The organism is Cellulomonas denverensis, assembly GCF_012396125.1.
Lineage (GTDB): Bacteria > Actinomycetota > Actinomycetes > Actinomycetales > Cellulomonadaceae > Cellulomonas > Cellulomonas denverensis.
Genome location: NZ_JAAXOX010000008.1, coordinates 38515 through 52215 on the forward strand (window position 1 = coordinate 38515; position 13701 = coordinate 52215).

Annotated in this window: 14 protein-coding genes; 9 read left to right on the forward strand and 5 right to left on the reverse strand. The window is 72.4% G+C overall.

Annotation, left to right across the window (positions count from 1 at the left end; translation table 11 throughout):
- Nucleotides 1-146: 146 nt before the first annotated feature.
- The 7 genes from leuA to HGA03_RS13640 all read left to right on the forward strand — a co-directional run bounded on the left by leuA (nucleotide 147) and on the right by HGA03_RS13640 (nucleotide 6310).
- Nucleotides 147-1895, forward strand: a complete 1749-nt coding sequence (leuA, locus tag HGA03_RS13610; RefSeq protein ID WP_168630838.1) for a 2-isopropylmalate synthase — start codon at nucleotides 147-149, stop codon at nucleotides 1893-1895.
- Between the two features lie 185 nt (nucleotides 1896-2080).
- On the forward strand, nucleotides 2081-3649 hold the full coding sequence (locus tag HGA03_RS13615; RefSeq protein WP_168630839.1) for a GGDEF domain-containing protein: 1569 nt from the start codon (nucleotides 2081-2083) through the stop codon (nucleotides 3647-3649).
- A gap of 64 nt (nucleotides 3650-3713) precedes the next feature.
- Entirely contained in the window at nucleotides 3714-4445 is a 732-nt protein-coding gene (gene recO, locus HGA03_RS13620) for a DNA repair protein RecO (protein ID WP_168630840.1), read from the forward strand.
- Entirely contained in the window at nucleotides 4445-5227 is a 783-nt protein-coding gene (locus HGA03_RS13625) for an isoprenyl transferase (protein WP_168630841.1), read from the forward strand. The genes recO and HGA03_RS13625 overlap by 1 nt, the downstream gene beginning before the upstream one ends.
- 40 nt (nucleotides 5228-5267) lie before the next feature.
- Nucleotides 5268-5552: a type II toxin-antitoxin system Phd/YefM family antitoxin gene (locus tag HGA03_RS13630; RefSeq protein ID WP_239073731.1), complete on the forward strand. Its 285-nt coding sequence runs from the start codon at nucleotides 5268-5270 to the stop codon at nucleotides 5550-5552.
- A complete protein-coding gene (locus tag HGA03_RS13635) occupies nucleotides 5549-5827 on the forward strand; it encodes a type II toxin-antitoxin system RelE family toxin (protein WP_168630842.1) in 279 nt (92 codons plus the stop codon). The genes HGA03_RS13630 and HGA03_RS13635 overlap by 4 nt, the downstream gene beginning before the upstream one ends.
- A 111-nt stretch (nucleotides 5828-5938) precedes the next feature.
- On the forward strand, nucleotides 5939-6310 hold the full coding sequence (locus tag HGA03_RS13640; protein WP_168630843.1) for a VOC family protein: 372 nt from the start codon (nucleotides 5939-5941) through the stop codon (nucleotides 6308-6310).
- Here HGA03_RS13640 and HGA03_RS13645 read toward each other — a convergent pair.
- The 4 genes from HGA03_RS13645 to HGA03_RS13660 all read right to left on the reverse strand — a co-directional run bounded on the left by HGA03_RS13645 (nucleotide 6277) and on the right by HGA03_RS13660 (nucleotide 9686).
- A complete protein-coding gene (locus HGA03_RS13645; RefSeq protein ID WP_168630844.1) occupies nucleotides 6277-6846 on the reverse strand; it encodes a DedA family protein in 570 nt (189 codons plus the stop codon). The two genes, HGA03_RS13640 and HGA03_RS13645, sit on opposite strands and share 34 nt — an antisense overlap.
- Before the next feature lie 190 nt (nucleotides 6847-7036).
- On the reverse strand, nucleotides 7037-7933 hold the full coding sequence (locus HGA03_RS13650) for a metal ABC transporter permease (protein ID WP_168630917.1): 897 nt from the start codon (nucleotides 7931-7933) through the stop codon (nucleotides 7037-7039).
- 23 nt (nucleotides 7934-7956) lie between these two features.
- On the reverse strand, nucleotides 7957-8754 hold the full coding sequence (locus HGA03_RS13655) for a metal ABC transporter ATP-binding protein (RefSeq protein WP_239073730.1): 798 nt from the start codon (nucleotides 8752-8754) through the stop codon (nucleotides 7957-7959).
- On the reverse strand, nucleotides 8751-9686 hold the full coding sequence (locus HGA03_RS13660) for a metal ABC transporter substrate-binding protein (protein WP_168630845.1): 936 nt from the start codon (nucleotides 9684-9686) through the stop codon (nucleotides 8751-8753). The genes HGA03_RS13655 and HGA03_RS13660 overlap by 4 nt, the downstream gene beginning before the upstream one ends.
- Before the next feature lie 127 nt (nucleotides 9687-9813).
- Between HGA03_RS13660 and HGA03_RS13665 the strand changes: the two genes are divergently transcribed.
- A complete protein-coding gene (locus HGA03_RS13665) occupies nucleotides 9814-11199 on the forward strand; it encodes a glycine--tRNA ligase (RefSeq protein WP_168630846.1) in 1386 nt (461 codons plus the stop codon).
- 78 nt (nucleotides 11200-11277) lie between these two features.
- Complete coding sequence (locus tag HGA03_RS19430; protein ID WP_168630847.1) at nucleotides 11278-12420, forward strand: YibE/F family protein; 1143 nt, start codon at nucleotides 11278-11280, stop codon at nucleotides 12418-12420.
- A gap of 7 nt (nucleotides 12421-12427) precedes the next feature.
- Here HGA03_RS19430 and HGA03_RS13675 read toward each other — a convergent pair whose 3' ends face one another.
- Complete coding sequence (locus HGA03_RS13675; RefSeq protein ID WP_168630811.1) at nucleotides 12428-13681, reverse strand: YibE/F family protein; 1254 nt, start codon at nucleotides 13679-13681, stop codon at nucleotides 12428-12430.
- Between the last annotated feature and the right edge of the window lie 20 nt (nucleotides 13682-13701).

The window sequence follows — 13701 nt, forward strand, 5'->3', positions numbered from 1 at the left end:
CACCACCCGGCCGGAGTATGGTGGCCGGGTGCTCATGAGCGGCAGCCTCCTCCTTCGCCGCCGCGGCGGGGTCCACTAAGCCGGGTCCCTCGTCGCGGCGTTCGGCATGCCCGGCTCACCCGCAGCGACCCACGAGGGACCGACAGATGAGCAACTACAGCGAAGCGACCGCCCAGCGACCGTCCGGCATGCCGGTACACAAGTACCGCCCGTTCGCCGACCAGATCCGGGTCGACCTGCCCGACCGCACCTGGCCGACCCAGCAGATCACCACCGCCCCGCGCTGGTGCGCGGTGGACCTGCGCGACGGCAACCAGGCGCTGATCGAGCCGATGAACGCCGCCCGCAAGCTGGCGATGTTCGAACTCCTGGTCCAGATGGGCTACAAGGAGATCGAGGTGGGGTTCCCCTCCGCCTCGCAGACCGACTTCGACTTCGTCCGGATGCTGATCGAGGAGGATCGCATCCCGGACGACGTGGTGATCCAGGTGCTGACCCAGGCCCGTGAGCACCTGATCGAGCGCACCTACGAGGCGATCGCCGGGGCGAAGCGGGCGATCGTGCACCTGTACAACTCGACCTCCGTGCTGCAGCGCGAGGTGGTGTTCCGCAGTGACGAGGACGGCATCGTCGACATCGCCGTCCAGGGTGCGCACCTGTGCAAGAAGTACGAGGAGACGATCCCGGACACCGAGGTGTTCTACGAGTACAGCCCGGAGTCGTACACCGGCACCGAGCTGGAGTTCGCGGTCCGGATCTGCAACGCGGTGATGGAGGTCTTCCAGCCCACCGCCGAGCGCCCGGTGATCATCAACCTGCCGGCCACGGTGGAGATGGCCACCCCGAACGTCTATGCCGACTCGATCGAGTGGATGAGCCGCCACCTGCACTACCGCGAGCACGTGGTGCTGTCCCTGCACCCGCACAACGACCGCGGCACCGCGGTGGCCGCGGCCGAGCTGGGCTACCTGGCCGGCGCGGACCGGATCGAGGGCTGCCTGTTCGGCAACGGCGAGCGCACCGGCAACGTCTGCCTGGTGACGCTGGGGATGAACCTGTTCAGCCAGGGCATCGACCCGCAGATCGACTTCAGCGACATCGACCACATCCGGCGCACCGTCGAGCACTGCAACCAGATGGCGGTGCCCGAGCGGCACCCCTACGGCGGCGACCTGGTGTTCACCGCGTTCTCCGGCTCGCACCAGGACGCGATCAAGAAGGGCCTGGACGCGATGGCGGTCCGCGCCACCGCCGAGGGCAAGGACATCGACGACATCGTCTGGGCGGTGCCCTACCTGCCGATCGACCCCAAGGACGTCGGCCGCAGCTACGAGGCGATCATCCGGGTCAACTCGCAGTCCGGGAAGGGCGGCATCAGCTACCTGATGAAGTCCGAGAAGGACCTGGACCTGCCGCGCCGGCTGCAGATCGAGTTCTCCCAGGTGGTGCAGCAGCACACCGACGCCAGCGGGGCCGAGGTCACCGCCGACGCGCTGTGGCGGATCTTCACCGACGAGTACCTGCCGGTGGAGCCGGGATCCGACCTGGCGCCGTGGGGCCGGTTCGCCCTGCGCGGCACCAGCATCACCACCACCGAGGACGGCCGGGCCGATCTCACCGTGGACCTGGTCGACAACGGCGTCCCGCGCACGATCCACGCCGCCGGCAACGGCCCGATTGCGGCCTTCGTCGAGGCGCTGAAGGAGGTGGGCGTCCGGGTGCAGGTGCTGGACTACGCCGAGCACGCCCTGTCCGCCGGTGGTGACGCGACCGCGGCCGCCTACGTCGAGTGCGCGGTGGGTGACCAGACGCTCTGGGGTGCCGGGATCGACCCGTCGATCAGCACCGCGTCGCTCAAGGCGATCATCTCCGCGGTGAACCGCGCACTGCGCTGAACCGCCGTTCCCTCCGGGCCGGGTCCGTCACGACGGGCCCGGCCCGGGTGCTACCACCCCGGCCCCGGTGGGCAGCGGGTGGAATCCACCCGGCGTCCGGGTGAACTGCCGGCTCCACCCGCACGGTGAACCCCGCGGTGACCGATCCTCGAAGTCACATCGCCGGGGCGACGGGGGAGGGGGCCATGAGCACAGAGCTCGCCGTGGTACCCGAGTTCGGCCCGCTGCACCCACTGGCCGAACGGGCGTTCGCAGCGCTCCAGCACGGGCGGCCCGACGCCGCCGAACGACAGGCCCGGATCGTGTCCGCTCTCGCCTCCCGGTCCGGGGACGAGGACACCTGGCGCTATGCCCAGTTCGTGCTCGGCCGGGCGCTGATCGCCGAGCACCGGCACTGGGAGGCCCTGGCCGCGATCGACGAGCTGGTCGCCGCCACCCGCGGTGACGCCCGCCCGTACTGGCGGGCCAAGGCACTCGGCGCCCGAGCGGTCGCCCTGCGCGGCACCGGCGCCGAACACGAGGCGATCGACGTGCTCGCTGAGGTGTGGGTGCTCACCGACTCCGCCGACGGCCGGGTCTACAACCAGGTGTCGGCGGCCGTGATGCTGGCCAACGCCCTGCGCACCGTCGAGCTCTACGAGCAGGCCGACCGCATGCTGTCCGGGCTGTGGCGGGTGGTCGAGCCCGCACTGCAGCCGGTGGTGGTGCTGGACAGCGCCCGGGCGCTCGCGGAGTGGGCGCTGCACCTGGCACTGATCGGCGATCCGCGGGTCGGCGAGGTGCAGTGCCGGCTGGCCTCGCGGGCCCAGCTCCTGCGCCGGGTGGCGGCGGGCGACCGGGAGCTGGTCTGCGCGGCCGGCGCGTTCGATGCGCTGGCGGCCTACGGGCTGCGCGACATCCGCGCGGCCGGGCTGCTGATCGACCACCTGCGCCGCCGGTGCTGGCCCCGGCGCGGGACGGTGGAGTGGCAGGTGGTCACCTTCGTCTCCGGGATGCTGGCCTGCACCGCCGGGCGGTTCGCCGAGGCCACCGAGGATCTGGAGGACCTGCGGCAGGTCGCGGTCGAGCACGGGCACGACCTGTGGACGGTGGTGGCCGACGAGGCGCTGGTCCGGGTGGCCACCGAGCGGTTCGGGCCCCACCCCGCGCTCGGCCACGCCCGGAGCATGTTCCGCCGGGCGGTCGCCCGGTGGGCGGGCCAGCAGGCCGACCGGTTCGAGGCGGTGCGCACCCGGATCCGGCTGCACGAGCTGCTGGCCGAACGGGACCGGGCGACCCGGCTGACCCGGCTCGACCCGCTGACCGGCGTCGGCAACCGGCGGGCACTGCAGCACCGGCTGGAGAGCACCGGGCGGGTGAGCGCGATCTTCATCGACGTCGACGACTTCAAGCTGGTGAACGAGCAGTTCTCGCACGTGACCGGGGACGCCGCGTTGGTGGAGCTGGGCCGGCTGATCTCCACGGTGGCCGGGCCGGGGGAGCTGGTGGCCCGGTACGGCGGCGACGAGTTCGTCGTGGTGCTGCCCGGCCGGGACGCCGACGTCACCGAACTGGACCGGCGCGCCGCCGATCTGGTGCGGCTGGTCCGCGAGCACGACTGGTCGGTGCTGGCACCGGGCCTGCGGGTCACGGTGTCGGTGGGGGTGGCGGTCGCGGCGGAGTCGGCGGAGGTGCTCACCGAGGCGAGCACCGCGGTGCTGGCCGCCAAGCGCCTGGGCCGGGACCGGGTCACCGTCGCCGGGCTGGCCGTGTGAGCGTTCTGCGGGCATCCGGCGTGCTGGCGCGCCGGGTGTGGGCGCCATGGCGGACAATGGACCGGTGAGCCTCTACCGCGATGAGGCGATCGTGCTGCGCACCCACAAGCTGGGCGAGGCGGACCGGATCGTCACGCTGCTGACCCGCGGCAACGGCAAGGTCCGTGCCGTCGCCAAGGGAGTCCGGCGTACCACCTCGCGGATCGGCTCCCGGCTGGAACCGTTCATGCACGTCGACCTGCAGCTGAGCACCGGCCGGAACCTGGACGTGGTCACCCAGGTCGAGACGCTGGGTGCCTACGGGCGGCCGGTGTGCGAGGACTACGCGCTGTACACCGTCGGCACCGTGATGCTGGAGACCGCCGAGCGCCTGGTCGAGGCCGAACACGAACCCGCGCTGCCGCAGTACTGGCTGCTGGTCGGCGCGGTGCGGTCGCTGGCCGGCCGCGAGCACGCCCCGGGCCTGATCCTGGACTCCTACCTGCTGCGGGCCCTGGCGATCGCGGGCTGGGCGCCGAGCTTCACCGACTGCGCCCGCTGCGGTCGTCCCGGCCCGCACCACGCCTTCGCGGTAGCCCAGGGCGGCGCGGTCTGCTCCTCCTGCCGGCCGCCCGGGTCCACCGCCCCCGCCCCGGAGACGCTGGCCCTGCTCGCCGCGCTGATGACCGGCGACTGGGCCACCGCGGAGGCCTCGGCGGAACGGCACCGCCGGGAGGGCAACGGGCTGGTCTCCGCGTACTCCCAGTTCCACCTGGAGCGCCAGCTGCGTTCCCTGCCCCTGGTCGAGAGGATCTGATGGCCCCGCTCACCCCGCCGCCGCACCCGAGCGGCGCCCGCCCGCCCGCGATCCCCGCCGATCTGGTGCCGCGGCACGTCGCGATCGTGATGGACGGCAACGGCCGGTGGGCGAACGCCCGGGGACTGCCGCGCACCGAGGGGCACAAGGCGGGGGAGGCCGCGCTGCTGGACGTGGTGGCCGGGGCGATCGACCTGGGCATCGGCCATGTGTCCGCCTACGCCTTCTCCACCGAGAACTGGTCCCGGTCGCCGGAGGAGGTCCGGTTCCTGATGGGCTTCAACCGGGACGTGATCCGCCGCCGCCGGGACATCATGCACTCCTGGGGGGTCCGGGTCCGCTGGGCCGGTCGCCGGCCGCGGCTGTGGCGCTCGGTGATCAACGAGCTGGAGGAGGCCGAGCGGATGACCGCCGGCAACACCACCTGCACGCTCACCATGTGCGTCAACTACGGCGGCCGGGCCGAGATCGCCGACGCCACCCGCGCGATCGCCCAGGACGTGGCCGCCGGCCGGCTCACGGCGGGCCGGATCACCGAGAAGACCGTCGCGCGCTACCTGGACGAGCCGGACATGCCCGACGTGGACATGCTCTGGCGCACCGGCGGTGAGCAGCGCACCTCCAACTTCCTGATCTGGCAGTCCGCCTACGCGGAGATGGTTTTCACCCCCGAGCCGTGGCCCGAGGTCGACCGCCGGGCACTGTGGCGCGCGGCCGAGACCTACGCCCGCCGCGACCGTCGCTACGGCGGGGCGGTGGACACCCCCGGGGTCGCCGGCTGAGACTCTGCCGCCCGGGTTGTTCGTGATGTACATTTGGTACATGAGTGCGGAGCCGATGGGTCGGTCGACCACGACAGCGGAGTTCCGGAGCCATCTGGGCGAGTACCTCGACGCTGCGCAGCGCGAGCCGGTCGCGATCACGAACCGTGGTCGGCGGCGGGCGGTACTGGTGTCGGAGGACTTCTTCGAGCGTGCGCTGGCGGCGCTCGAAGATGCCGAGGATGTCGCCGCCGCGCGGGAGGCCCGCCGCGACCCGGCCCCCCGGTTCACTCTGGCGGAGGTCATGGCCGATCTCGGCCTGACCCACGACGACCTCCGCTCGTGACGGGACGGAGTCGGCCGACTCGCTACCAGGTCACCTTCACCGCCCGCGCCCGCAAGCAGCTGGCGAAGAGCGACCCCATGGTCAGGGCGCGCATCCTGCGCACCGTCGTGGTGCTGGCGGACGATCCCCGGCCGCCGGGTGCCAAGCAGTTGGTGGGAGGCGAGGGCGAGCTGCGGGTACGGGCCGGCGACTATCGCATCGTCTACGAGGTTCACGACGGAGAGCTGGTCGTGCTGGTGCTGCGGGTCGCTCACCGGCGCGAGGTGTACCGCTGACGGACTGCAGCTACCTAGGGGAGATGACACGCCCCGACGACATCCCGGTCGCGAACGAGGCGTTCGGGTCGGGCGCCTCTAGGTGTCGGCGGCCGGCGCTACCGTGCCGCCATGACTATCTCTGTGGGCATGATCACATTCGACGCCGCCGATGCCACCGCCCTCGCCCAGTGGTGGGCGGCCCGGCTGGGCACCGAGGCCAGCGACCAGAGCGGTGGTGAGGGGTGGTTCCTCACGGTCGAGGCGCCCGGTGGCACCACCCTCGGCTTCCAGCGGGTGCCGGACCCGACGCCGGGCAAGAACAGGCTGCATCTGGACATAACCGTCCCGGACCGGGAGGCCGCCGCCGCGGAGATGATCGCCGCGGGCGCCACCCTGGTCGCCACCCGGGACCTCAAGGAGATGGGGGCCGACTTCACCTGGACGGTGCTGGCCGACCCCGAGGGCAATCAGTTCTGCCTGGCCGCCGAGGAAGGCGCCTGAGCCGAGCGGCGGCGGCGGCGTAGCACCACCACCGTGGCGGCCGCGGCGATCAGCGCGACGATCACCGCGGCCAGCGCCCACGGGGACGCCAGGGCCAGCCGCGCCGCCGCCCACACGGCACCCAGCCCCACCGTGCCCCAGATGAAGGCCCAGGCGACCGCACCCGGCACCGACGCCAGGAAGAACCGCGGGTAGGGCATCCGGAGCAACCCCGAGCCGACGAAGATCGCGGTCTGCACCCCCACGGTCACGTAAGCGAACGTGACGGCCAGCGGCCCCCAGCGGTGCACCATCGCCAGCCCGCGGCGCGCGGTTGGGGTGGTCATCGCCCGCTGGGCATGGCCGCGCAGCGTGTGGAACCGGCCCTCGGCGGTCGGGCCGTCCACCCGTTCCGCCAGTCGCCCGGCGCCGGAGAACACCCCGCGTCCGAGCCAGTAGAACAGGTGCGAGCGGCCCATCACGATCACGAACAGCGCGCCGATCACCGCCCAGAACGGCCAGCCGGCCATCCCGTACGTGGCCGCGACATCGGTCATGGCAGCAGTCTACGTAAGGGCAGCCTGGCCAGATCGCCGCGCGGTCGGCTGCCGGGGGGCCTGCGCGTGTGACCCCGTCCCGCCGAGATTGCACGAATGCACGCCTCCCGTCCCCGGAAGCGTGCATTCGTGCAACCTCGAGCAGGTAGCAGGCGTTGACGGGCAGTGAGCAGGTGGTGCGGCCGCGCGCTCAGTGGCTGTGCGCGAGGTCCACGTCGTCCGGCAGCTCAGGGTGCGGGTCGCGGGCGAGGGCGGCGGCGCGGCGGCGGGCGAACAGCGGTCGCAGCACGGCGGTCCCGGCGTAGAGCGCGATCGCCAGCAGCACGATCGTCGCCCCGGGCGGGTAGTCCTCCCAGTAGGTGATGGACAGCCCGACCACGCTGACCGCGACGCCGATCGCGCTCGCCACCGCCATGGTGCGGGTGAACGACCCGGCGAACAGCTGGGCCACCGCCACCGGCACGATCATCAGCGCGGAGACCAGCAGCAGGCCGACCACCCGCATCGCCACCGTCACGGTCAGTGCGGACATCACCGCGACCACCATGTTGAGCGCGGTCACCGGCAGGCCGGAGCCCCGGGCGAACTCCTCGTCGTGGCTGACCGCGAACAGCGCCTGCCGCAGGCCGAGCCCGACCAGCAGCACCCCGGCGGCCAGGGCGACCGTCCACCACAGGTCCTGGGTGGTGACGGTGGCGATCGAGCCGAACAGGTAGCTCATCAGGTTGGCGTTGGTACCACCGGCCACCTTGATCAGCAGCACACCACCGGCGATGCCGCCGTAGAACAGCAGCGCGAGCGCCAGGTCACCGGAGGTGCGGCCCCGGGCGCGCACCCACTCGATGATCACCGAGCCGATCACGGCGGCGACCACCGCGCCGGGGATGGCCAGGGTGTCGGCCGGGCTGAGTGCGGCCCAGGAGCCGACCAGCCAGCCCATCGCGACCCCGGTCAGGGCGACGTGGCCGATCCCGTCGCCCATCAGGGCCAACCGGCGCTGGACCAGGAAGGTGCCGACCACCGGTGCGGCGGCGCCGACCAGGACGGCGGCGATCAGGGCCCGCTGCATCAGCGGGGAGCTGAGCATGTCGCCCAGCGTGCCGATCCAGCTCACGGCAGCACCTCCATGGACAGGCCGGTGCCGGACTCCGGGAGCGGGTCGGCATGCGGGTGGGTGTGGTCGTGACCGGGTTCGGCGTGCTCGCCGCGCGGGGTGGGCGGAGGGCCGTCGTGCACCACCCGGCCGTGCCGCAGCACCACCGCCCGGTCGATCAGGGTGGTGAAGGAGCCGATCTCGTGCAGGATCACCAGCACCGAGGTGCCGGCGTCGTGCAGTCGGTGCACGGTGTCCACGAAGGTCTGCTGGGTGGGCAGGTCGATGCCGGAGGTGGGCTCGTCCAGCACCAGGAGCTCGGGGTCGCGGACCATCGCCCGGGCGATCAGCACCCGCTGCTGCTGGCCGCCGGACATCTCCAGCACTGAGCGCTTGGCCAGGGCGGACATCCCGACCTCGTCCAGGGCGGCCAGGGCGAGCCGGTGCGCACCGCGCGGGGGGCGCAGCCGGCGGCCGTACACCAGCCCGGAGGTGACGACCTCCAGGGCGGTCGCGGGCACGCCGCCACCGGCGGGTAGTCGCTGCGGCACGTAGCCGACCCGGGCCCAGGGCACCGACGGTCCGAGCGGCCGGCCGAGCAGGTCGACCCGGCCAGCGGTGTGCGGGGTGATGCCGAGCACGGAGCGCACCAGGGTCGACTTGCCGGAGCCGTTCGCGCCGAGCAGGGCGACCACCTCCCCGGCGCCGACGGTCAGGTCGACGCCGAACAGGATCTGCTGGCCGCCCAGGTGGACGTCGAGGCCCTGGACCCGGACGGCGGGGGCGCGCACGGCGTCCGCGGATTCACAGTTCACGAGCACGACAATGCCGTGCGCAGCGCCTCGAGGTTCGCATCCGCGATCGACAGGTAGTCCTGCGTGTCGTCGTTGAGACCCTCCAACGGGTCCAGCACCGCGGTGGTGACGCCGAGCTCGTCGGCCAGGGTCTCGGCGACCTTGGGGCTGGCCAGGGTCTCGAAGAAGATCGTGCTCACGCCCTGGTCCTGCACGAGCTGGGAGATCTCGCGCAGCCGGGCGGGGGAGGGCTCGGCCTCCGGGTCGACGCCGGAGATGCCGACCTGCTCCAGGTCGTACTGCTCGGCCAGGTAGCCGAAGGCCTCGTGGGTGGTGACGATGGTGCGCTCGGCGCAGGTGGCCAGGCCCTCGGTGTAGCGCTGGTCCAGGTCGGCCATCGACTCGGCGAAGGCCGCGGCGTTGGCGGTGAAGTCGTCGGCGTGGTCGGGGTCGATCTCCCCGAGCGCGGCGGCCACGTCGTCGGCGACCTGCGGCAGCAGGGTGGGGTTCAGCCAGAAGTGCGGGTCCTCGCTGCCGTGGTCGTGACCGTCCTCGTCCTCGTCCTCGGTGTGCTCGGCGGCGTGCAGCGTCACGTCGTCGGCGGCGTCGATCACGTGCGACGGCGGGTTGGCGGCCACCGCCTCGTCGACGGAGGCCTGGAAGTCGGAGAGGTACACCACCAGGTCGGCGCGGCCGAGCTGGTCGACCTGGGACGGCGACAGCTCCAGGTCGTGCGGCTCCGCGCCGGGCGGGGTCAGGGAGGACACCGTCACATGCTCGCCGCCGACCTGCTCGGCGATGTACTGCAGCGGGTAGAACGACGCCAGCACCGCCACCCCGTCGCCGGAGTCGCCACTGCCACCGCCGCCGTCGCCCGAGGAGCAGGCGGACAGGGCCAGGCCGGTGACGGCGAGGCCCGCGGTGAGCAGCAGGCTACGACGGGGGGTTCTCATGACATCGATTCTCATCTAGTTGAGAATCGGTGTCAAAACGCGGGGTGGCGGTGCCGGGTAGCCTGAGCGGGAACTTCCCCGGGTCAGCCAGACGCGGGGTCCTCGGCCCTCCAGGAGCGCAGCAACCGTGGCAGCACCGTCCCGTCTCGATTCCGTCATCTCCCTCGCCAAGCGCCGGGGCTTCGTGTTCCAGAGCGGGGAGATCTACGGCGGATCCCGCTCGGCCTGGGACTACGGGCCGCTGGGTGTGGAGCTGAAGGAGAACATCAAGCGGCAGTGGTGGCGGACCGTCGTGCAGGGCCGCGACGACGTGGTCGGCCTGGACTCCGCGGTGATCCTGCCCCGCCAGGTGTGGGTGGCCTCCGGTCACGTCGGCGTCTTCACCGACCCGCTGACCGAGTGCCTGTCCTGCCACAAGCGGTTCCGCGAGGACCAGATGATCGAGGAGTTCGAGGAGAAGAAGGGCCGCGCCCCCGAGGGTGGCCTGGCCGAGATCGCCTGCCCGAACTGCGGCACCCGCGGCCAGTGGACCGAGCCGCGCGACTTCAACATGATGCTCAAGACCTACCTCGGCCCGGTCGAGGACGAGTCGGGGCTGCACTACCTGCGCCCGGAGACCGCGCAGGGCATCTTCGTGAACTTCGCCAATGTGCTGACCACCGCGCGCAAGAAGCCGCCGTTCGGCATCGGCCAGATCGGCAAGTCCTTCCGCAACGAGATCACCCCCGGCAACTTCATCTTCCGGACCCGTGAGTTCGAGCAGATGGAGATGGAGTTCTTCGTCGAGCCGGGCACCGACGAGCAGTGGCACCAGTACTGGATCGACGCCCGCACCGACTGGTACGTCGACCTCGGCCTGTCCCGGGAGAACCTGCGGCACTACGAGCACCCGGCGGAGAAGCTGTCGCACTACTCCAAGCGCACGGTGGACATCGAGTACCGGTTCGGCTTCAGCGGCTCGGAGTGGGGCGAGCTGGAGGGCATCGCCAACCGGACCGACTTCGACCTGAGCACGCACACCGAGCACTCCGGTCAGGACCTGTCCTACTTCGACCAGACCAAGAACGAGCGCTGGGTGCCCTACGTCATCGAGCCGGCCGCCGGCCTGACCCGGTCGCTGATGGCCTTCCTGATCGAGGCCTACCACGAGGACGAGGCGCCGAATGCCAAGGGCGGCGTGGACAAGCGCGTCGTGCTGCGGCTCGACCCCCGCCTGGCGCCGGTCAAGGCCGCGGTGCTGCCGCTGTCCCGCAACGAGCAGCTGTCCCCGGTGGCCCGTGAGCTGGCCGCCGAGCTGCGCAAGAACTGGAACGTCGACTTCGACGACGCGGGCGCGATCGGCCGGCGCTACCGCCGCCAGGACGAGATCGGCACCCCGTTCTGCATCACGGTGGACTTCGACAGCCTGGAGGACAAGGCGGTCACGATCCGGCACCGCGACGACATGACGCAGGAGCGGGTCCCGCTGGACCAGGTGGTGTCCTACCTGGCGGCCCGGCTGATCGGGGCCTGACCCCTGGCACGGTTCTGGCGGTCCGGTCCCCGGGAGGAATCCCCGGGGGCCGGGCCGTCGCCGTCTCCGGAGCCCGCGGTGACCGGGCACTCACACGCCGGCGCCGCGCTGCCGGTGGCCGTCGGGGTCCGGGCCCGGGCGCTGGTGTACGGGCTGCTGCTGGTGGCGCTGGTGGTCACCGTGATCGGCCTGGTCGTGCTGTGGCCGCGCGGTGAGCTGCCGGTGCTGCAGACCGCGCCGGACGGGGCGAGCTACCAGCAGATGACGGTCACCGCCGTCGACCCCGAGGCGGCCGAGTCGACGATCACCGCCGAGGACGCCGCCGGTGAGCCGGTCACCGTGCAACTCGGCGCGGAGTACCTGGACGTGCTGGCGCCCGGCGACCAGATCCGCGTGCTGGTGCTCGACCCGGACCTGACCGGTGGTACGCCGACCGCGATCTTCGTCGACCTGGTCCGCGGGCCGCCGATGCTGGCGATGGCGCTCGTTCTCGGCCTGCTGGTGCTGGTGGTCGCCCGATGGCGTGGTCTGGGTGCGCTGGCCGGGCTGGCGGTGTCGGTGGTCGGGGTGCTCTGGTTCACCGTGCCCGCGCTGGCCGAGGGGCGGTCGGCGCTCGGGGTGGCGCTGGTGACGTCGGCGGCGCTGATGTTCGTGCTGCTGTACCTGGCGCACGGGGTGTCGCTGCGTACCTCCACCGCCCTGCTCGGCACCCTGGGCGGTCTGCTGGCGACCGGCCTGCTCGCCACCTGGGCCACCGGCGCCGCGCACCTGAACGGACTCAGTGGGGAGAACGCGCTCGACCTGCGCCAGCTCGCCCCGGAGGCCGGTCTGCGCGGCGTCCTGCTGTGCGGCATCGTGCTGGCCGGGCTCGGGGTGCTGAACGACGTGACGATCACCCAGGCGTCGGCGGTCTGGGAGATGCGGGCACTGTCGCCGGCCGCGGGCCGCTGGGAGCTGTTCCGCGGCGGGATGCGGGTCGGCCGGGACCACATCGCGTCCACGGTGTACACGGTGGCCTTCGCCTACCTGGGCGCCGCGCTGCCGCTGGTGATGCTGGTGGCGATGTCGGACCGGACGCTGCTGGACAGCCTGACCAGCGGGGAGATCGCCGAGGAGGTGGTCCGGACGCTGGTCGGCTCGATCGGCCTGGTGCTGGCGATCCCGCTGACCACCGCGGTGGCCGCCCTGCTGGTGCCCGGCCCGGTCGCCGCCGACGAGTGACGGGCGATCAGGGCGCAGCGGGTCGCGCGGGCTCCACCGCGTGCGTATGCCCGTGCGCCCGGTCCCGGTGCCGCCCCGCGCCGGCCGCCCCCGGCACCGCCGCCACCACCGCCGCGATCAGGGTGGTCAGCGGCACCGCCAGCACCAGCCCGATCGACGACACGCAGGTCCGCACGATCTCCTCGGCGAACTCGCCGCTGGTCAGCGTGCTCCACAGCGGCAGGTCGTAGAGCTGGAGCAACAGCAGCACCGGCAGTGCGGCGCCGGAGTAGGCGAAGGCGATGGTGTACACCGTCGAGGCGATGTGGTCCCGGCCGATCCGCATCCCGCCGCGGAACAGCTCCGGCCAGCTCGCCCCGGGCGCCGCGGTGCGCAGCTCCCACACCGCCGACGCCTGGGTGATCGTCACGTCGTTCAGCACCCCGAGCCCGGCCAGCACCAGTCCGCACAGGAAGATCCCGCGCAGCGAGGTCGCGCCCGAGTCGCCGAGCAGCTGCGCCAGCCGGTAGGTGTCCTCGCTGCTGGCGTTGTTCAGCCGGGCCCACTGGGCGGCGGCCGTGCCCAGTCCGGCTGTGAGCGCCAGACCGGCCAGCGTGCCCAGCAGGGCGGTGGAGGTGCGCAGCGACATCCCGTGCGCAAGGTACAGCACCGCGGTCATGATCACCGTGGCGGCGCACAGCGCGACCAGCATCGCGGGCCGGTCCGCCCGCAGCGCCGGGAGGACGTAGAACCCGATGGTCGCGAAGGACAGCACCAACCCGAGCAGCGCCCGTGCGCCACGGGCCCGGGCGACCAGCACCACCACCAGGGCGAAGGCCAGTGCGATCGTGACCAGCGGCAGCCCGCGCTCGTAGTCCCGCCAGGCCCACACCTCCTGCCCGGTGTCGGTGCCCGGGTAGTGCTCCAGCACGATCCGGGTGCCCGGGGTGAGATCGCCGTCGGTGGCCGCGGGCGGCGCCCAGAGCTCCACCGACTCACCGGCCCGCGCCCCGCTGGTCACCTCGGCGGTCACCCGCAGGCAGGTCACGGTCTCCGGGATGGTGCCGTCCGCCAGCCGGTCCTCGCTGGTGCCCTGGCAGCTACGTTCCTGCACCGCGGTGACCCGGGCGGAGGGGTACTCCACCTCGACCTCGCTGAGCGTGCGGCCACCGGAGCGGGTGCTGCCGTCCGGCCAGGTGAGCAGGATGCCGATCCCGGCGGCCAGCACCAGCGGCACCAGGACGGCGGCGACGATCAGCCGGGCGCGGCGGGCGGGAGACACGCCGCCGATTGTGCCGTCCC